Raw genomic sequence first — 19054 nt, forward strand, 5'->3', positions numbered from 1 at the left:
GAGGTATAAAAAACTTTACCCAGATCTTACGTCAGCCATTTTAATCAGATTACAATTTGAAGTGGCCAACGCATCAGCTTTTTAGGGTCTAATGACCACATATAACGAATAAACACCAAACCATAAAATATAACAATATGAAAGCAGCAGTTTTTCATTCGCCGGGTAACATTACCTGCGATACCGTCGATGATCCGAAGATTGAAGATCAAAATGATATTATTCTTCGTGTAACTTCTACCGCAATCTGTGGTAGTGACCTTCACATGTATTCGGGAGGAATTCCTCAGCCACGTCCTATGGTAATGGGACATGAGTTTATGGGAATTGTGGAGGAAGTAGGAAAAAACATCCATCATCTACAAGCGGGCGACAGAGTTGTTGTACCATTTCCGATTGCATGCGGAGGGTGTTACTTCTGCCAGCATGATTTACCATCAGGCTGTGAAAACTCCAATATAGAAAATTATGGTCCCGAAGGAGGCTTGGTTACTGAAAAAGGAGGTGGAATGTTTGGTTATACCGATCTGTATGGTGGGTATAATGGCGGGCAGGCACAATATGTAAGAGTTCCTTATGCTAATTTCGGGCCTAGAAAGGTTTCTGATTCATTGACCGATGAACAGGTGCTTTTTCTTACTGATATTTTTCCTACAGGGTATACCGGCGTAATGTGGGCGGACCTTAAAGGTGGAGAAACGGTAGCCATTTTCGGTGCGGGCCCTGTGGGATCAATGGCCGTAAAAAGTACTATTCTTCATCATGCAAACAAAGTAATTGTTATTGATACCCTTCAATATAGACTGGATCAGATAAAAAATCTTACAGGATGCGAAACCATTCTTTGGGAAGACGCTAAACAGACTGTTGACGAAATCAGAAGCATGACCAATGGCAGAGGTGCCGATTTATGCATAGATGCTGTAGGTTTTGAACCGGACAGAAATCTGATGGATAGAGCAAAGGCAGTTGTCAATTTTGAAAAAGGTTCTATCAAAGTGCTGGATGCGTGTATGAGTGGAGTAAGACGCGGAGGTTTTGTTTCCATATTAGGAGTCTATCCCATGAATTATGACAATTTTAGGGTAGGTCAGCTTTTTGATAAAGGCATTACGCTTAAAGCGGGGCAATCTCCGGTTCATGCAATCATTGATAAATTAATGAAATATGTGGAAACCGGGCAGGTAAAACTCGATGATATCATAACGCACCGCCTTTCCCTTGACGAGGTGGCAAAAGGATATGAAATATTTGATAAAAAGCAGGACGGATGTGTAAAAGTCGTGCTTGATCCCTGGAGATAAGTAAATCTCTATAGTATTAGGAGAGACGTATTCTTAATTAATTAAAATGTATTCTCATGGAATTTAAACAGTCTTTGTTGGATTATATCGGCGGGGCACTGAAATCTGCCCATGAATCAGTTTCTGTGGCAGAAAGTGTTACTGCTGGCTGCCTGCAGTTTTCATTTTCGCAGATGAAAGATGCCTCTGAATTTTTTAAAGGTGGCATAACCGCCTATACTCTTGAGGAAAAAGTAAAACTTTTGAAAGTTGATGAGCAGGAAGCGATAAAGTGTGATTGTGTTTCTAAGGAAGTTGCCGATGAAATGGCGTTGAATGTTAGTGCATTATTCAATACGGACTGGGGAATATCTGTCACCGGATATGCAACTCCTGTGAAAGAATCGGATCAAAAAATTTTCGCGCATTTTTCATTCGCCTACAAAAATGAAATCATTTTATCCAAAAAACTGGAACTTCACCATAAAACAAATGCTTCAATAGCCCAGCTGTATTACGCGGAATTTATTCTCGGATGCTTTAAATGTGAACTCAATCAAATGATTATTTTAAAATAAACAATATGGAAATCAAAAATCAATATGTACTGATCACCGGTGCAACCAGTGGAATCGGATATGAATTGGCGAAATTATTCGCAAAAAATGGCTACCATCTGGTTATTGTATCGCGCAGTCATGATCAACTGCTTGAAAAAGCCAATGAATTTAAAAAATATGGTGTTAAGGTGGTAACCCAGGCAAAAAATCTCTTTAAAGAAGATGATGTTTTTTCTATGTATGCCGAACTTAGACTCAACGATATTAGCCCGGAAATATTGGTGAATGACGCAGGACAGGGCTTCTATGGAAAATTTGAAGATACAGATATACATCGGGAATTGGATATTGTCAGGCTCAATATAAATGCAGTTCTGATTTTAACCAAACTTTTCCTAAAGGATCGTATCAGCAAAGGATCAGGAAAAATACTGAATCTGGCTTCAATTGCAAGTAAAGCACCCGGTCCATGGCAATCAGTTTATCATGGAAGTAAAGCTTTTATCTTATCATGGTCTGAGGCGATTCGTGAAGAGTTAAAAGATACCGGAATTACGGTTACGGCACTTCTTCCAGGACCGACCGCTACAGATTTCTTCAACAAAGCCCAGATGAACAGAAGTAAGATTATGGAAGATAAAGAGAGTTTCAGCACTCCGGAAGAAGTGGCTAAGGATGGCTATGATGCTCTGATGAATGGAGAGGATAAAATAATCTCGGGGTTGAAAAATAAATTAACGGTAGCCATGTCTAATCTGGCAAGCGATAGCATGGCAGCATATCGTATGGGAAAAATGCAGGAACCACAGGATGTATAAATTTTAATAGTATGGAGAGGCTGCAATTGGAGAATAAATCAGTGCTCATTACAGGAGCAGACAGCGGAATAGGTAAAGCAATTGCCTTATTATTTGCCAAAGAAGGTGCGGATATTTCGTTTATCTATTATAAAGACGACAAAGATGCAGAGAAAACAAAATTGGAAATTGAAGCTCTAGGAAGGCGTGCTATATGTTTTGGCGGAGATATCAATGATATAGATTTTTGTAAAGTAACCGTCTCAAAAACAGTTGCCGAGTTTGGGAAAATTGACATTTTGGTAAATAATGCAGGAACACAAATTCCTGCAGATAATATTATTGACCTTACAGAAGAAAACATCCGAAAGACATTTAATTCCAATATCATTGGAATGATTTTACTTACCAAGGAAGTTTTTTCCCATTTAAAAAAAGGGAGTTCCATTGTTAATACGACCTCCGCAGTGGCTTATATGGGGCATGAAGAATTATTAGATTATTCAGCTACAAAAGGGGCAATTGTTTCTTTTACGAGATCGCTGGCATTACAGGCGAAACCTAAAGGAATTCGGATCAATGCAGTAGCACCTGGACCGGTAGCGACACCCCTTACTAAGAAAACTTTTGGTGAAGAAGAAGACGATCAAAGCAAGCCTCCACTGGAAAGAAATGCTAATACGGATGAGATTGCTTCAAGTTATCTGTTTTTAGCTACCGATGCTTCAGCACAGATGACGGGGCAGGTTCTCCATCCGAACGGTGGGCTCATTGTCAACGGTTAAATTATGGGTTATGAACGGAGTAATGATTCAGTTTTTTCATTGGTACCATTCCGGGAATTTATGGAATGAGTTTGCAGAAAAGGTGGGTTATTTAAAACAGCTTGGTTTTACTGCGGTATGGTTTCCTCCTGCAACAAAGTGCTTTCTCGGTAAGGAAGGCCGGGGTTATGACGTATATGATCTATATGATTTAGGAGAATTTGACCAGAAAGGTAGTATTGCAACCAGATACGGAACTAAGAAAGAATACCTTAAAGCAATTGAAGCAGCACATGAGGAAGGTATGAGTGTATATGCCGATATTGTTCTTAATCACAGAATGGGTGGAGACGAACCAGAAAATATCTTTGTACAACAGGTTGAGGAGGATAATCGTATTAAGACTATAGAACAACCTTTTGAAGCATCAGCAATGACAAAATTTACTTTTTCTGCCCGGAATGGAATGTATTCAGATTTTAACTGGGATCATCGTTGTTTTAGTGGAATAGACTGCATTAAGAGAAATGGAGAAGAGGTACTGGGTATCTTTAAGATTATAAATGAATACGGCACGGAATGGAACCCTTCAGTGAGTCATCAGCTCGGAAATTATGATTATCTCATGGGCGCCGATGTAGAATACAGAAACCCAGATGTTATTCAGGAGATGAAAAACTGGATCAAATGGTATCTTGAAAGTACCAAAGTCGACGGGGTAAGGTTGGATGCCTTAAAGCATATTTCTTCAGAATTTTTAAAAGAGTGGATTACTTATATTAAAACAGAAATTAATTCTGACTATTATATTTTGGGGGAGTTTTGGAAAGAAGAGGCCGGAAAAATAAATTATTTCTCTGATGAAATGAGTAATTTAATTTCATGTTTCGATGTGCCCCTACACTATAATTTTTTCAAAGCATCTGAAGAAGGAGATCAGTACGACCTGCGTCAGATTCTTGATAATTCTTTGTTACAACAGATGCCTGTTTTTACCGTTTCTTTTGTTGAAAATCATGATACACAAAAGCTTCAGGCGTTGGAGTCCACTGTTAAAGAATGGTTTAAACCAATAGCTTATTCCATCATTTTGTTATCAGAAAAAGCCTATCCATGTGTCTTTTATCCTGACCTTTTCGGAGCCAAGTATTCGGATATGAAAGACGGTAAAGAAATACATGTTGAAATCCGTAAAGTTGAGATCCTACCAAAATTAATGGAGGCAAGACAACAATTTGGATACGGCTCACAAGTCAATTTTTTTGATGATCCCAATTGTATTGCATTCATGCGTATGGGTGATAAAAAGAATAAAGGCTGTCTGGTCATTATTTCAAATAATGGAAAAGCCTGCAAAGAAATAATGTGGGGTGAAGAATATTCAAATGCTGTATTGTATGATTTTTTGCAACAAAGACAAGAAGAAATTGTGGTGGATAACAATGGTAAAGGAATCTTTAAAGTAAATGCAAGGTCAGTAAGCGTTTGGGTTAAAAAATAAATCTTCACTGATGCAAACCCTATTTTAAAAATAAATTCAATCAAATAAAATCAAGTATCAATGAATAAACATAATTTCTTTTACCGCAACAGTTTAAGTATTGTTCTTTTTATATTGATGTTTGTCTGCCTGTACGGGCAGGTCATGACGGGTTGGAAAACTGAAAACAAAGAATTGGCTGAAGAAGGGCAGAATCTTTTAAGTATCGGAGAATATCTACACAGCGGCCATTTTGTTCATGCCACTTTTGAAAACTGGGAAAGTGAATTTTTACAAATGATGCTGTATGTTGTTCTGACTGTTTTTCTCAGACAGGAGGGGTCAAGTGAATCAAAGTCTTTGGATGAAAAAGAAGATGTTGATAAAGAACCTCGACCTCATTCCAATGCACCATGGCCGGTTAAACAGGGTGGTGTATGGCTTATTCTCTATAAACATTCACTATCAATTGCTTTTGGTATTCTTTTTCTTATCAGTTTTACCTGTCATTTTTATGGAAGCTATGAAGAATACAGTGGTGAGCAGATTGCTAAAGAACTGCCTGTGATGCCGATTCAGGAATATTTGTATGATGCCCGTTTTTGGTTTGAGTCGTTTCAAAACTGGCAGAGTGAGTTTTTAGCAGTTGCTTCGCTGGTTATCCTTTCAATTTGGCTCAGAGAAAAAGGCTCTCCGGAATCAAAGCCAGTTGATATGCCGCATAATGAAAATTAAATGTTTAGTTACACAAAAAAATACGAAATGAAGCCACAATTGATCACAGGGGTACCCCCGCAAGAAAAAGGAAGTTTTCACGATACGGAAAGTATTCGTTTAGCTAAAGATTTTGAAGATATAGTTGATTTGTATAAGACTTTAAAACATCGCCTTTTGTCAGTAAATTACTGGAATTATTATGCTAGTGGAGTTGGTGCGGATTTTAAACTGCACGATAAAAATGGGATTTTAAAAAAGAGATTACCTGAAAAAGGAGATTTCATTAGGATTGATATTCCAGGGCCGGGCAATTTTGAAGCAAGAGGGTTTGATTGGGTCGAGATAACAGATATGTATGAAAATTTATCTGCTAATGATGAAATTTTGGAGCAGCTGATTATTGAGTGTAAACCATCGGGGATACCGGGTAAAATAAATACGCACACCGCACACTTTTACACGGGAGATGCAAGCTCTACCTTTATTGTATCACGAGGGAAAGACTTTATAAAAGCAGGTATTTACGGACGTAACGAGACACCGAATATGGATGCTCAGATCGCAGACAAAGCAAGGAATTTAGCTATTGCCCTTGGAGGAATGGTGGGAATTTCAAAAATTCAATGGAAAATTTTGACAGATGGGTTAGTTGAGTTTCGATCCTGGTGATATATAGATTTTGAAATCATATTAATTCTTCTAAAGAAAGTAATAATTACTATCTAAAAAAATGTTAGAGGGATTCTATTCTTTCTTATCATATAAATAGCTGAAGAGTAAAATTTAATAAAATTTAATAAAATTTATGAATCGATTATGATCATTGTCATAGGATTTGCCTTACTGAGCTTGTAGCTTTGATACACCAAATTAAAATATGTTATATGAAAGCAATAATCTCTTTAGCTCTTCTTCTCGGGCTTTTGACAATCAGTTGTAAAAAAGAAGTACAAACAGCACCACCAATTACTACTGATACATCTGCTACAGATTCAATGAATATAAATTCCACTCGGCCAGACACAACAGGTGCTACATCAAGAAATCAAAATGATAGTGTTGCCACTATTAAGATGAAGGATTCAGCTGGCGTGAGCTCTAAATAGGGACACGTATAATTTAACTTATTACAGAATAATAGAATAACTAAAAGTATTATTCAATCATGTTTCACACTGTTTCTACGGTGTGCGGGAATTGTATTGTCTAAACATTAAAAATAAACCGACTGTAGTCTGATACTAGTCAAGGACTGCGGTACATCACTAAATATTAATTTCAAAAAGTAAAATTTATGAACACTAGAAATTCAAACAACAGAAGTTCAGGCAGAAATTCATCAGATGATGACCAATCAATGCTTGAGGAAGCGTACCAATTAGGTTATGAGCATGGTTATAACGACGGAAGTGAGGATGAGGAGTACGATGATGATTTCTCAGATTTTGAAGACTATTTCGATGAGGAAGGAGGGTATGATGACGAAGATTATGATGACGATTATGACGACGATGATGATTATGATTATGACGACGATGATGACGATGATGACGACGATGATGACGATGACGATAATAGGGGCAGAGGTTCAAGAGGCGGAAGCAGAGGTTCAAGAGGCGGTAGTCAAAACAGGGATAGTCAGGGAAGATTTAGTTCTGGTAGCAGAGGAAGTTCTGGCAGTAGCTCTCGTGGAGGATCCCGTTCAGGTTCTGGATCAAGGTCAGGAGGAAGCGGAAGATCTTCAGGATCCGGATCTGGGTCAGGATCAAGATCAAATTCAGGATCAGGAAGATCAGGATCAAACAATGGAGGAAGCTCAAGAAACTCCAATTCAAGATCGGGCGGAAACAGTGGTTCAGGAAGAGGGCGTAGTTCAAGCTCCGGTACAGGAAATAGCCGTGGATCAAACTCCGGTTCAGGAAGCGGCCGTGGCTCTAATTCTAACTCCGGGTCAGGAGGTAGTAAGAGAGGTTCTAATTCAGGAGGAGGAACATCAAAAAGAGGTTTTGCTTCAATGAGTAAATCTGAACGTACAAGAATAGCCAGAATGGGAGGTCAGGCTTCTCATGGTGGTGGAAGATCTTCAGGATCCGGCAGATCCGGATTCGGAGGCAGACGTAATTCATAATTCTTTTTAGGCTGTCTCTGTGAAAAAGGGGCAGCCTTTTAACCTTTTAAATCCCATTATCTTATGGCAACTAAAACAACAGAAAACACGACAACCGGTGCTGCTGACAAAAAAATGACAGTAGAGAATGCTACAGTAAAAGAAAGTGAGATGAAAAATGCTCCGCTGCATAAATTTTTTGTAGATGCACTAAAAGACATTTATTACGCTGAGCATAAATTAGTAGATGCGTTGCAGACTATGCATGACGCAGCAACAACCGAAGAGCTTAAAGATGCTTTTGAGGATCATCAGTTACAGACTAAAAAGCATATAAGCCGCTTGGAGAAAGTTTTTAAACTCATTAATGAGAGTCCAGAGCAGAAAAAATGTGAAGCAATGGATGGATTGATTAAGGAAGGCGAAGAAATCATTAAATCTACGGAAGAAGGTACGATGACAAGAGATGCAGCTCTGATAATCGCGGCGCAGAAGGTAGAACATTACGAGATCGCAAGCTATGGAGGCCTAACGCAACTTGCTATTACTATGGGACACGATAAGGCTGCTGAGCTGTTAGAAAAAACACTGCAGGAGGAAGAAGATACAGATTATAACCTTACGGAGATTGCAGAGACTAACATTAATTTTGATGCCCAGCAGGAAGATTAAACATATAAAATTTAAACAAGCCATACACTATCAGCTGTATGGCTTGTTTTGAATAATATAAAGTAGCCTTCATTTAAAGAATAAACACTACCCTAATTTCGTTAATACATTAATGAAATACAGATCAATTTTAAGTTCGTAAAATCTATATTATAAAGTATCATGGAATTTAACAAGATCCTTTTGGAACAAATCAATGAAGAATTTATGAGTTGTGATCAAACCATTTCCATTGCAGAAAGTGTTACCGCTGGTGCGATGCAGCTTGCGTTTTCGGAAATGACTAATTCAAAATTATTTTATAAAGGCGGTATCACGGTACATACTCCTGATAAAATAGTAAAGCTTTTGAAGGTCGAGGCTTCGGAGATCAAAAATTCTAATTGTGTATCCAGCCTTATTGCTGACAAGTTGGGAGTGTATGCATCCACAATGTTTGAAAGTGACTGGTGTATTGCTACATCCGGATACTGTACACCGGAAAGACATTCGGTATTTGAAATTTATGTCTATTACTCGATTCTGTATAAAAGACAGATTGTTTTTTCAGATAAAATAGAGTTCAATAACTATAAAAATAAACTTAGCCCTCTTTTTGTAAAGTTATATTACACGGAAGAGATTTTACGAAAATTTCTAAGCCATTTGAAACTGACCCTTATCCTAAACAGTAGAGAAACTAACGACAGATCAACATTATAAAAAGAAGAAATAAGTATAAAATTCAAGCCTGACTTTTAACTTACACGCTTTGCAAGACAGTCTTCAATTTTAAAGAATATGGTCTTAGAAAGTTCAATCCATATCAATTTATTTTAAAATTGTATTTTAAATGGACCTTCAAAATAGGTTTCATACGTATCCAGGAGATTTCCTTCCTGATCATAAACTCCAAGTTTTAGATTTTGTTTTGACAGTGTTATCTGTTTTTCAGGAAAGCTTATGTTAATGGTTCCTTTCCCAATTTTGTCACGTTCGACTATTATTTTACTGGAAGCGCTGAAGGTAATTTCACCATTTGCTGGTTCTAATATTCGAATACTGACTACTTTTTTGTCATTTGTTTTATTTAGAAAAGTAAAGTTATAAGTATTGGTAATCTTTCCGTCCCGCACGAAAAAGGTACTGCCTGCGGGTTTAATAAATTTGGCTTCCATATCGGCACGGTTGTAAAGAAGATATCCCAATAAAAATTGTAAAGCAACTAAAAGAATAACAAAACCTTTCATTCGCGCATTAAATTTAACAGGCTTACCGGTCTCTATTTCCTTTTCTGAAGCATATCGTATTAGTCCTCTTGGTAATCCTACCTTATCCATTACTTCGTCACATGCATCAATGCAAGCTGTACAGTTGACACATTCAAGCTGCTGACCATCTCTGATATCAATCCCTGTGGGGCAGACCACAACACATTGATAACAATCAATACAGTCGCCTTTTCCCGCAGCTCTCCTGTCTTCACCCTTTCTCCATTTTGCTCTGTTCTCCCCTCTGTTAAAATCATAAAAAACATTGATCGTTTCTTTATCTATCAGTACTGCCTGTAATCTTCCGTAAGGGCAAACCAATGTGCATACCTGTTCCCTAAACCATGCAAAAACAAAATAAAATGCAGCCGATAGGAGAATCATAACTATGAAATTGGTCGGATGTTCAAAAGGCCCCTCTTGAACAATCCTGAAAACCTCCTTATATCCCACAATATACATAAACATAAAATGGGTAAAAATCAAAGAAAGTAAAATGAAGATGGACCATTTCAAGCTTCTTTTCCCTATTTTTTCAGCATTCCACTCCTGACGGTCAAGCTTCATCTGTCTGTTTCTATCACCTTCTATAGCATATTCAATTTTTCTGAAAACGTTTTCCAGAAAGATCGTCTGAGGACAGATCCATCCACAGAATATTCTCCCAAATGCAATTGTAAATATAATAATGCATATTAATGATACGATTGCTCCCAAAGTGAGTATGAAAAAATCTTGAGGGTAAAAGGGCTGACCGGCAATAAAAATCTGACGGTTAAAAACATCAAATTGTAATGAGGGGTTACCATTTATCGTGATAAATGGGAGTGCAAAATAAAATAGCAGTAAACAAAAGGCTACTAAATTCCTGTAATTGGTATATCTGCCTTTAGGCTTTTTGGGAAATACCCACTTTCTTTTACCGGATTGTTCCATTGTACCAATGGAATCCCTGTAAGTTTCCGGCTCTAATACCTGTCCCTCGCCGCCTTTAAAATCTGATATATTATGATCTTTCATGTGCTGTTTTTTATTTGATTACGGCTGAAATAAATGTTCACCAATGTTGAGGTAATTGTCAGCTATTGAATTTCATTATCAATTTTTTTTAAATCCGACATTGCAGGTCCGTTGAGCAATTTGCCTTCAATATCAAAACGTGATCCGTGGCACGGACAGTCCCAGGAAACTTCTGAAGGATTCCATGCCACATTACAGCCCGTATGGGGACATATGGGGCTTAGAAGATGTAATTCATTTTTACCATCGCGATAGGCCGCATACGTATTGCCGTCATGCTTGATTATTCTTCCCTCACCACTGCTTATCTCATTGAGTTCAGTAATTTTATCTGCCGAAAATTTATCTTTTACAAAATGCATAGAAGCATTGACCACTTCATCGAGAATGTTTCCTGCGCTAGCTATAGGCTTGATACGTGCCGGAGACAGGAGTTTGGCTAACTCTGTTATTTTATTCTCCATTAAATCGGGAATAATCAGTGAGCTCATCGATCCGAAAGTCATTCCATTACCTGTGAAACCTGTAGAAATATAAATATTGTCTTCACCCGGTATTTTTCCAATATAGGGTAAGCCATCTGCAGACTGATAATATTGAGATGACCATTTTGCCGTAACTTCTTTATACTTAAAATTGTTATCTACATATTCCATGAGATCTTCAAAATGTTTTTCGGTATCATTTTCATCACCGGTTTTATGGTCGAAACCTCCCACAATTAGGAAGTAATTATTGTCTGATTTATGATAGCGGGCATAGTGATATGGATCATAAAGATCGGCAGTCTGCGCCATGGATTTTACAGGGTTGGCAAGCTTCAGAGTAACCGCATAGCTTCTATAAGGAGCCAAAAGAACACTGAAACGGTTGTTTCCTGGGGGAATATGGGTAGCCCAAACTAAATTTTTTGCCGTGAATATTGTTTGATTGTTGGTTGTAACCGTAACGATTCCGTCTTTATTTTTTAAATCTGTAACTTGTGCTCCTGTGACAATTGCTCCGCCTTGTTTAATGTATTCTTTGAGTAACTTATTGATATATCTGAGCGGGTGAAATTGTGCCTGACCTTTAATTTCAATGGCTTTTTCAAATTTCAGGGTAAATGGAATGCTGTAAACCTGTTGAGTATCTATTCCTACTTGATGATGGGCTTCTAAGATATCATCCAATTTTTTTGATTGCTTTCCATCAGTACTGAAAAGATAATAATTACATTCGTTAAAGTCACAAGAGATATGGTATTGCTGAATATTATGTTTGATATACCGCACTGTTTCTTTTGCGGAATTGGCCAGTAATACCGCTGAGTTTTCCCCAAAATTTTTAATGATTTCGTCGTAAGATGAATCAAAAAAATTATTGATATGTGCAGTGGTTCCACCGGTTGTTCCAAATCCAGGATTTTCTTTTTCAATGAGAAGACAATTACGACCTCTATTCTGAAGTTCCTTTGCTAAAGTCACTCCTGTTATTCCTGCACCAACAATGATGGTGTCAAAATCATATGCTGTATAAGTTTGTAACGCTTCTTGCTCTATGTTATACTGCCATAAGCTTTTATTATTACCGTCTCTGTTCATAATAATTTTTTTTAGTGATTGGTGTAAAAGAAAAGTGCCGGCATACTTTTAATGAACCGACACCCAGGTGTAAATAATTATCTTTTTTTAGTAAAGGCTCCATAAATGATCAGAACAATAATGGCTCCTAGAACAGAGATTCCTATAGTTCCCAGATCCCAGGGATTTCCATCATCCCCAATTCCGAGTACCCCTGCAATAAAACCTCCTACCAATGCGCCCACTATTCCAAGAATACTGGTTGTAATCCATCCTCCGCCTTGATTTCCAGGCATTAAAAACTTGGCGATTGCCCCTACTATTAATCCAAAAAGGATCCATGCTAAAATTCCCATAATATATTTTTTTGTGATAGTAATGTGGTTTGTGTTAGTAGGCAGAGAACCAAATGTATACCAATCAGATCCATCAACAGCAGCGGAAAATTAATAATTATTATACTATGATTATGGTCATAAATGATGTGAATTATAGCGGAAACTTTCCAATTTTCAAAGAATTATAAAAACTTTCAAATAATAGAATTTAATGAGGGTAAGAAGGACCGATGAAATAATGTTTTGCTGCGGTATCTTGTATTCCATAATTAATTCCGATATCTAATTTAAAGTCTTTGACAACTTCTATTTGAATTGCAGCATTAATAAAATTGGAAAGCTCATGGGCTTTAAAATTATAGGTGTAATAAGTTTCAGCTATCCAGTCTATTCCTTTTGATAATGGAGACTAATTGTCAATGTTTGCAGGAATTCAGTATGCATTTCCGGTTGATCCAGATCCTTGAATCTATCCACTTCCACCTGTAGACCCAATTTCCATTTTCAGATAACTTATAGGACATAGATACAATTAGCCCACCTTCCAGGCAGCTCTCTTTATCATATTTTGAAGTAGGCAATTTGACGTAGGGAAGGATTGCCAGAGCAAAGTCACCATGGTCGTTTCCTATTACATTCTGTTTAATCCTGAATGTTATATCACCTATTCCGTCAGTTTTTACTCCAGAATTTGAAATTAGGTCTGTTCCTTTTGCCGGCCGTAGGTTTGAAAACCAATCTGTATGGCTGTGCTTCCCGTGATTCCAATTTTTAAATTTGCCTGATTGATCAGTAATGTGCTTGTTTCCAGTAAATCTGGTTTTTCTTTTATCAGCCTTATTATATCCGTTTCATATTGAATATGCCCAGCATCGATCGTGTAGGGAGATTCTGTAACATCGGGACGGTCAGTTTCCATTTCCCTCATATGCTCCTTTGGTACAGGATGAAAAAGTGAATAGTTCAGATGCTTTTGCTGTGCAAGGCACACCGCTGACAGACATACAACACTAAACGTTAACTTTAAAAAAAATGAAAATTAGTCATGGTTTTTATTTTAAGTTTTTGAAACTAAATCGTCGAATCTTTCACCGTTTTATCAGGAGTTTTTTCAGCAGTTACTATGTTTTTCGAGTCTTCTTTAGATACTATTTGCGGGCTCCATTTTGCATGTTTTGAAGGTTTAAGTTGATGCCCCATTTTTTTAGCGTAGACCTTAGTAAATTCTGCACCAAAGAAAATAATCTGACAGGTGTAATTAATCCACAACAACAGCAAAATAACAGTCCCGGCAGTACCAAACGCAGAACTGGGATTGAACGTTTCAAAATAAAAAGTGAGGATATACTTTCCAAGTGTAAACAGTGCAGCAGTTACTGCAGCTCCAACCCACACTGATTTCCATTGTAACTCAACATCCGGCAGAATTTTGAACATGGCTGCGAAAAGAAACAGTGTAACCAGAAAGCCTACAACAATATTAATAATATTCACCAATACCAGGGTTTCCAACCCGAAACGGTGGATAACCCAATCGTTAGCAAGACCGATGAAAGAACTCAGCAGCAAGGTAATGAGCATAAGAAATGCAATGACAATAATCATCCCCAGAGAATTCGCACGGTCGAGAAGATATTTTTCCCAAGCCTTTTTAGGAGTTGCCACGATATCCCACAGCTTATTGAGGGATTTTTGAAATTGGAAGAAAAGTGAAGTTGCCCCAAAAACAAGCGTAACGATTCCAATGATTTTCATAACGATGTTCTTTTTATCCACCATGCCGGCTACGACCATTTCTTCAAGACTCTTACCAACATCTTTCCCCATCATGCTCCCGATAAGTTTAGTGATTTCTCCCCGTACCGCTTCTTCACCAAAGAATATACCCGTGAGCCATATAACTATAATTAAGAGCCCAGGAATCGAAAAAATGGCGGTATAGGCTAAGCTGGCAGCCTCGGTTCCCAGATCCCGTGCATTCCAGTCCTTGTATGTCCCTTTAAGTATTTCCCAAAAATTATTAATTGCTTTCATGATGTATAGTATTACCGGTAAAAATCAGGTATATAATTTTTACTTACCAATGTGAAACAAACAGAATCAAAAGGCTATTACTTGGATATCACTTCCGATTCTTAAATTAGTCTGTGAAAATTATGATAGAGTTTCTTAGATATGAAACAGATTATTCATCTTTCTTTTTATAATGTTCAATGTTATTGAACTGATGGTAAGATATGCGCAGCTGTCTCAACTGTTCCGCAATTATCTTTGAACTTTCGCTGCAAAGATCACCGCTTTTCAATGCATTATCGTATGCTTCAATGGCATGTTTTTCACCAAAAACTACATTCTCCAAGGTTTCTTTATCACTATTACTTGTCGGTATGGAATTTTTAATATCGATCCAGGTCCGGTGTAGACTACCAGCCAATGATGATGCTTCCTCATCAGGATTTCCACCTCTTTCAGTAATGAGATTAATAATTTCATTCTTCATTATTTTTGACTGAGAGATCATTTTATCATATTCACCCTTTAGATCAGAATAGCTTTCCCAAACTTTTCCTTCTACGCTTTCAAAACCTTTAATTCTGTCATTGGTAATATGAAGTAATTCATTAAGTGCTGAAATTGTTTTATTATTTTCCATACTGAATATTTTTGAATGATTGAACAATAAATATGCCTATACTATTTATTTTGTGGTATGTTAAGGCTTTATTTTTATAAAATTCGCAAACGGATAATGTGTGAATCTATTAGATCTGGGATTTAATTATTTGAACAGCAGTTTATTAATTATTGTTATACATAAAAAGTGTTATTTTTAAAAACGCAGTAGTAAAATCTTAATATCATTTGCTGTATACTGAAGTATTTTTAAGTCTTATTCCTATATTTTACATGGCATACTCATTACGCTTGCTTGCAGGGGTAATGAGTATTACTTAATTTTATCATAGATGAATTTGGTAACCATTGCACCGAAAATATAGTATCCGACGGTCATGAATTTCTTTTTATTATTCTCTGCTACAGGATGATCATTCAAACCCATTTTTTGAGGAAGAACAATGGCTCCTATTCCGGCTGCAATTCCGCTTGCGAAATTATGATTTGTTGCTGTGGTTCCATAGTAAATAGCGTTGCTCACAATGTCACCGGCTAAAGTTGCTGCATACAATTTGTCAGGATCAGAAATTTCAAGTGCTGTAGAATCGGTTACTTTTTTTAACGCTTCTTCGCCCACCTCATTGATATGGGGTACGTTGTCAAAATTTTTTCTGATGATTTCGTGGAGTAGGTTAAGTGCGATGGCTCCGCCTAAACCTGCTAACATTTTCTTAAGCATAATATTTATTTTAAAAGTTAATTTTTATTATTTTGACCATTTTTGCCAGGTTGCAAAATCATTCTTATAGAAGGATTATTGGTGATAAATAATCTGAACCATTCCAAGGCAAGTCTTACTCTGTTTCTAAAGCCTGTCAATGGAATGATATGTATAAAAAGCCAGGTAAGCCATGCAAAAAAACCTGTATAAGAGAACTTAGGCAGATCAACCACGGCTTTGTATTTTGAAATAATGGCCATGCTGCCTTTATCTTTATACATAAAAGATTGTAAAGGTTGCTGATTATGGAATTTTATAAAATTTTTAGCGGCTAATTTTGCTTGTTGAATAGCAACCTGAGCAAGCTGAGGATGTCCTTTAGGATAATTTTTATCCGTTAACTGCAAACAGATATCTCCTAATGCCCAGACATTATTAAACCCTAAAACTCTGTTGTATTCATCAACCAATAATCTTCTTCCTTTACCTATACTCGTTTCGGGAATACCCAATACTTCACGACCGATTACCCCCGAAGTCCAGATGAGTGTTTCTGTTTTTATTTTTCTTCCGTCTGATAGTATAACATTTCCCTCAACGTAATCTTTTACCGAAACGTTCAGAAGAATATTAACGCCGAGTCTTTTTAAATTATCATAAGCGGTTTTTTTTGCAGCATCGCTCATAGGAGCCAACAAAGAAGGGAGCGCATCGATCAGATAAAGATGGGAGAGATTAAGTGCAATTTCAGGATATTCCTTTTCTGCGACAAAGGCACCCATCTCAGCGATCATCCCTGCCAGTTCAACTCCGGTAGGTCCACCCCCTGCAATCACAATATTCTGTAACCTTTCTGCTTTATTCTCATCTTGATTTCTTGAAGCTTTTTCAAGGTTTAGCAGTAAGTGATTCTTAATATATAAGGCTTCATTAATGGTTTTCATAGGCAACGCACACTTTTGTACATGATCTAGCCCAAAAAAATTAGTTTCGGTTCCCAGCGCAAAAATCGCATGATCATATGTTATTGAGCCGGTATCTGTCTCAATGATCTGAAGTTCTGTATTAATGGATGTAAAACTTCCCATATGATACTGAACATTTATATAATCTGAGAATAACTTTCTGAATGGATAGCTGATGTGTGAAGGTTCAATAAATGCAGTAGCTACCTGATAAATTAACGGAGGAAAGAAATGGTAATTATTTTGGTCAACCAATGTAATAATGAAATCATTAGATTTAGCAATAGTTTTGATGAAATTAATACCTGCAAAACCTCCTCCTATGATGACGATATGTTTTTTCATAAAAGAATATTTTTATGATTGGTGTAATAAAATGTAATCAATAATAAGACCAATTTCCCCGATAAATGGTTTTGTGGTACTTTTTATAAATACATAAATATCAATAATCATAATTAAAAATTTATAAACCGATTGATTCTAAATATTTACATTTGCTAAAATCACTATTATATTCTTGGATGTAAAAATTTGGATGAATGTATAATATATTCTAAGAACTGCACATCTGGCAAAATACATGTTCTATTTGTTACTGAATCGAAAAAAAGTAAACATAAGAAAAGAAGAACAATTTCAACAGACTTTATTACGAAAAACAGTCGTAATAACAGGCTCTAGCAGTGGAGTAGGAAGAGCTGCTGCAGAAGATTTTGCTTTGGAAGGATGTAATATAGGTATTAGACTATTATGTAATGGCATACAACAATGGGTATTCTATTGATGATATTATTGATTATAATATTTGGGAAGTATGTGAGCTGCTGATGGAAAAAGATAACGATAAGGTAAAATGGCCGCAATATTAATTGAGCCTGTACCCTGATGGCAGATCTATAGACTATGACAGACCTAGTAGAGGAAAACACGATTGGACTTTTGTTGAATACTGGCGTGGAGAAAACAAATATAACGAAGAAGCTCTAAATACATATTTTGGAAAATATATGACATAAAAAATCGAACGTAAAATGTCGGATGGACAATATAGCACCTTAATTGTTTCACATCTTCATTTAAGTCTACTACTTTTAGTGATAAACTTTTATTATATCCGCGAGCTCCTATATTATGTGCAACATCATACTTGTGTTCAATAGTTCCATCGTCATATAAAGTATAATCATTATCAAGACCTCCTCTTGAATCTTCAGGGTAAGCTATAGCCCTTTTTTCCATGTGTAAAATTTTTATTCAATCAAATATACAAAAAATAGAAATCTTCTTTTTTCATATATTTGTCGTGATCCTCATGTTAATCGTGAGTTTTCAGGTTATATTAGTTATATATCCTCGGCTATGGTCGGGGATTTTTATTTAAAATTTTCTCAAAATAAAATTATTTTTTAAATTTACATATCTCTTTTAGAGATATAATTTTTTTTCATCATTTGTGTTTTTTAACCTCCCAGTACCTATGGGAGGTTTTTTTGTAAAAAATTGGTGTCTTTATTATGATAATAATTTTCACTTAAAAATATAATTACGAATGGAATTAATCCTGATGTAATTATAATTTTAAATTGTTTAAAAAAGTTTTCCACATTAAGTAGGTTTTGTTTTCATACCTTTGAGTGTTCAATTAATTTAAATACTTAATATTTAAGTATTTAACCTCCCATTTTTTTGGAGGCATTTATATCTTTAGGTATCGGTTAGCTCAAATTTATCGACTATCTAATGTATGTATACCTCCTTCGGGAGGTTTTTTTTGTGGAAAATTCGTATATTTATAATTGTAAACAAGTTTTTCAATTACGATCGTGTGAAAGCCATTCTTTTAATTAAGAGTGGCTTTGTCTTTTTTAAGGTGTAATTATTTTTGTGGAAAACTTTTTAATGCGTCAAGTTCTGTCGTATAACGGGTTTTGCTTTGCGGAAATATTGTAATTTTAATTATGCAAATTTCTGGAATTGTTTTGAAAATTTTCGAAGAGACAGAAAAAGATGATTTTATAGAAAGAATCATCAGGATAAAATCGTTTGAAAAAGATCAGGTTCTGGATGTTTACTGTTATAATAAGCTTGCATTTAGAACAGGATTTTTAAATATAGGTGAACAATTTACTTTCTCAATCATTTTAAGAGGGATTGAAGTAGGTAAAAAGCAGGAAACATAGATAGTATTACAAAAGCTGA

Annotated in this window: 22 protein-coding genes; 12 read left to right on the forward strand and 10 right to left on the reverse strand. The window is 36.3% G+C overall.

The window, feature by feature from the left end:
* The first annotated feature begins 137 nt into the window (after positions 1-137).
* The 11 genes from EG348_RS13260 (at position 138) to EG348_RS13310 (ending at position 9082) form a co-directional block, all read left to right on the forward strand.
* Entirely contained in the window at positions 138-1304 is a 1167-nt protein-coding gene (locus EG348_RS13260; RefSeq protein ID WP_123983505.1) for a zinc-dependent alcohol dehydrogenase, read from the forward strand.
* A 56-nt stretch (positions 1305-1360) separates the two neighbouring features.
* Positions 1361-1861, forward strand: coding sequence for a CinA family protein (locus EG348_RS13265; RefSeq protein ID WP_123983506.1), 501 nt, complete (start codon positions 1361-1363; stop codon positions 1859-1861).
* Positions 1862-1866: 5 nt separating this feature from the next.
* A complete protein-coding gene (locus tag EG348_RS13270) occupies positions 1867-2661 on the forward strand; it encodes an SDR family NAD(P)-dependent oxidoreductase (protein WP_123983507.1) in 795 nt (264 codons plus the stop codon).
* A gap of 11 nt (positions 2662-2672) precedes the next feature.
* Complete coding sequence (locus EG348_RS13275) at positions 2673-3425, forward strand: SDR family oxidoreductase (protein WP_123983508.1); 753 nt, start codon at positions 2673-2675, stop codon at positions 3423-3425.
* A 10-nt stretch (positions 3426-3435) separates the two neighbouring features.
* A complete protein-coding gene (locus EG348_RS13280) occupies positions 3436-4905 on the forward strand; it encodes an alpha-amylase (protein WP_123983509.1) in 1470 nt (489 codons plus the stop codon).
* A 60-nt stretch (positions 4906-4965) separates the two neighbouring features.
* Entirely contained in the window at positions 4966-5619 is a 654-nt protein-coding gene (locus tag EG348_RS13285; protein WP_123983510.1) for a DUF6766 family protein, read from the forward strand.
* A 27-nt stretch (positions 5620-5646) separates the two neighbouring features.
* Entirely contained in the window at positions 5647-6270 is a 624-nt protein-coding gene (locus EG348_RS13290; RefSeq protein WP_123983511.1) for a hypothetical protein, read from the forward strand.
* Positions 6271-6485: 215 nt separating this feature from the next.
* Positions 6486-6707 carry a hypothetical protein gene (locus EG348_RS13295; protein ID WP_123983512.1) on the forward strand — a complete coding sequence of 74 codons (222 nt, stop codon included), beginning with the start codon at positions 6486-6488 and terminating at the stop codon, positions 6705-6707.
* A 188-nt stretch (positions 6708-6895) separates the two neighbouring features.
* On the forward strand, positions 6896-7729 hold the full coding sequence (locus EG348_RS13300) for a KGG domain-containing protein (protein WP_123983513.1): 834 nt from the start codon (positions 6896-6898) through the stop codon (positions 7727-7729).
* Between the two features lie 63 nt (positions 7730-7792).
* Entirely contained in the window at positions 7793-8380 is a 588-nt protein-coding gene (locus EG348_RS13305; protein WP_073174693.1) for a ferritin-like domain-containing protein, read from the forward strand.
* A 162-nt stretch (positions 8381-8542) separates the two neighbouring features.
* Entirely contained in the window at positions 8543-9082 is a 540-nt protein-coding gene (locus EG348_RS13310) for a CinA family protein (RefSeq protein WP_123983514.1), read from the forward strand.
* A gap of 113 nt (positions 9083-9195) precedes the next feature.
* On the opposite strand, the gene ccoG is transcribed toward EG348_RS13310, so the two are convergent.
* From ccoG to EG348_RS21720, 10 genes are all read right to left on the reverse strand, one after another.
* Positions 9196-10650 carry a cytochrome c oxidase accessory protein CcoG gene (gene ccoG, locus EG348_RS13315; protein ID WP_123983515.1) on the reverse strand — a complete coding sequence of 485 codons (1455 nt, stop codon included), beginning with the start codon at positions 10648-10650 and terminating at the stop codon, positions 9196-9198.
* 62 nt (positions 10651-10712) lie between these two features.
* On the reverse strand, positions 10713-12233 hold the full coding sequence (locus EG348_RS13320; protein ID WP_123983516.1) for an FAD-dependent oxidoreductase: 1521 nt from the start codon (positions 12231-12233) through the stop codon (positions 10713-10715).
* Positions 12234-12310: 77 nt separating this feature from the next.
* Complete coding sequence (locus tag EG348_RS13325) at positions 12311-12568, reverse strand: GlsB/YeaQ/YmgE family stress response membrane protein (protein ID WP_123983517.1); 258 nt, start codon at positions 12566-12568, stop codon at positions 12311-12313.
* Positions 12569-12966: 398 nt separating this feature from the next.
* Complete coding sequence (locus tag EG348_RS22080) at positions 12967-13347, reverse strand: transporter (protein WP_410494147.1); 381 nt, start codon at positions 13345-13347, stop codon at positions 12967-12969.
* On the reverse strand, positions 13248-13469 hold the full coding sequence (locus tag EG348_RS21885; protein ID WP_228414739.1) for a hypothetical protein: 222 nt from the start codon (positions 13467-13469) through the stop codon (positions 13248-13250). The genes EG348_RS22080 and EG348_RS21885 overlap by 100 nt, the downstream gene beginning before the upstream one ends.
* 152 nt (positions 13470-13621) lie before the next feature.
* Positions 13622-14584: a YihY/virulence factor BrkB family protein gene (locus EG348_RS13335; protein WP_123983518.1), complete on the reverse strand. Its 963-nt coding sequence runs from the start codon at positions 14582-14584 to the stop codon at positions 13622-13624.
* Positions 14585-14735: 151 nt separating this feature from the next.
* Positions 14736-15203 carry a PA2169 family four-helix-bundle protein gene (locus tag EG348_RS13340; RefSeq protein ID WP_123983519.1) on the reverse strand — a complete coding sequence of 156 codons (468 nt, stop codon included), beginning with the start codon at positions 15201-15203 and terminating at the stop codon, positions 14736-14738.
* 294 nt (positions 15204-15497) lie between these two features.
* A complete protein-coding gene (locus EG348_RS13345) occupies positions 15498-15905 on the reverse strand; it encodes a hypothetical protein (RefSeq protein WP_123983520.1) in 408 nt (135 codons plus the stop codon).
* 17 nt (positions 15906-15922) lie between these two features.
* Positions 15923-17197: an NAD(P)/FAD-dependent oxidoreductase gene (locus tag EG348_RS13350; protein ID WP_123983521.1), complete on the reverse strand. Its 1275-nt coding sequence runs from the start codon at positions 17195-17197 to the stop codon at positions 15923-15925.
* A gap of 570 nt (positions 17198-17767) precedes the next feature.
* The gene (locus EG348_RS21720) at positions 17768-18094 is read right to left on the reverse strand and encodes a hypothetical protein (RefSeq protein WP_164463293.1); all 327 of its coding nucleotides are present in this window, start codon (positions 18092-18094) and stop codon (positions 17768-17770) included.
* 719 nt (positions 18095-18813) lie between these two features.
* Here EG348_RS21720 and EG348_RS13360 point away from each other — a divergent pair.
* The gene (locus EG348_RS13360) at positions 18814-19035 is read left to right on the forward strand and encodes a hypothetical protein (protein ID WP_123983522.1); all 222 of its coding nucleotides are present in this window, start codon (positions 18814-18816) and stop codon (positions 19033-19035) included.
* Positions 19036-19054: the final 19 nt, after the last annotated feature.

The organism is Chryseobacterium sp. G0201, assembly GCF_003815655.1.
Taxonomy (GTDB): domain Bacteria; phylum Bacteroidota; class Bacteroidia; order Flavobacteriales; family Weeksellaceae; genus Chryseobacterium.

Bases quoted from the DNA above. Each gene is read 5' to 3' on its own strand.
- EG348_RS13260 (WP_123983505.1), top strand. From the start codon at position 138: ATGAAAGCAGCAGTTTTTCATTCGCCGGGTAACATTACCTGCGATACC.
- EG348_RS13265 (WP_123983506.1), top strand. From the start codon at position 1,361: ATGGAATTTAAACAGTCTTTGTTGGATTATATCGGCGGGGCACTGAAA.
- EG348_RS13270 (WP_123983507.1), top strand. From the start codon at position 1,867: ATGGAAATCAAAAATCAATATGTACTGATCACCGGTGCAACCAGTGGA.
- EG348_RS13275 (WP_123983508.1), top strand. From the start codon at position 2,673: ATGGAGAGGCTGCAATTGGAGAATAAATCAGTGCTCATTACAGGAGCA.
- EG348_RS13280 (WP_123983509.1), top strand. From the start codon at position 3,436: ATGAACGGAGTAATGATTCAGTTTTTTCATTGGTACCATTCCGGGAAT.
- EG348_RS13285 (WP_123983510.1), top strand. From the start codon at position 4,966: ATGAATAAACATAATTTCTTTTACCGCAACAGTTTAAGTATTGTTCTT.
- EG348_RS13290 (WP_123983511.1), top strand. From the start codon at position 5,647: ATGAAGCCACAATTGATCACAGGGGTACCCCCGCAAGAAAAAGGAAGT.
- EG348_RS13295 (WP_123983512.1), top strand. From the start codon at position 6,486: ATGAAAGCAATAATCTCTTTAGCTCTTCTTCTCGGGCTTTTGACAATC.
- EG348_RS13300 (WP_123983513.1), top strand. From the start codon at position 6,896: ATGAACACTAGAAATTCAAACAACAGAAGTTCAGGCAGAAATTCATCA.
- EG348_RS13305 (WP_073174693.1), top strand. From the start codon at position 7,793: ATGGCAACTAAAACAACAGAAAACACGACAACCGGTGCTGCTGACAAA.
- EG348_RS13310 (WP_123983514.1), top strand. From the start codon at position 8,543: ATGGAATTTAACAAGATCCTTTTGGAACAAATCAATGAAGAATTTATG.
- ccoG (WP_123983515.1), bottom strand. From the start codon at position 10,650: ATGAAAGATCATAATATATCAGATTTTAAAGGCGGCGAGGGACAGGTA.
- EG348_RS13320 (WP_123983516.1), bottom strand. From the start codon at position 12,233: ATGAACAGAGACGGTAATAATAAAAGCTTATGGCAGTATAACATAGAG.
- EG348_RS13325 (WP_123983517.1), bottom strand. From the start codon at position 12,568: ATGGGAATTTTAGCATGGATCCTTTTTGGATTAATAGTAGGGGCAATC.
- EG348_RS21885 (WP_228414739.1), bottom strand. From the start codon at position 13,469: ATGGAAACTGACCGTCCCGATGTTACAGAATCTCCCTACACGATCGAT.
- EG348_RS13335 (WP_123983518.1), bottom strand. From the start codon at position 14,584: ATGAAAGCAATTAATAATTTTTGGGAAATACTTAAAGGGACATACAAG.
- EG348_RS13340 (WP_123983519.1), bottom strand. From the start codon at position 15,203: ATGGAAAATAATAAAACAATTTCAGCACTTAATGAATTACTTCATATT.
- EG348_RS13345 (WP_123983520.1), bottom strand. From the start codon at position 15,905: ATGCTTAAGAAAATGTTAGCAGGTTTAGGCGGAGCCATCGCACTTAAC.
- EG348_RS13350 (WP_123983521.1), bottom strand. From the start codon at position 17,197: ATGAAAAAACATATCGTCATCATAGGAGGAGGTTTTGCAGGTATTAAT.
- EG348_RS21720 (WP_164463293.1), bottom strand. From the start codon at position 18,094: ATGGAAAAAAGGGCTATAGCTTACCCTGAAGATTCAAGAGGAGGTCTT.
- EG348_RS13360 (WP_123983522.1), top strand. From the start codon at position 18,814: ATGCAAATTTCTGGAATTGTTTTGAAAATTTTCGAAGAGACAGAAAAA.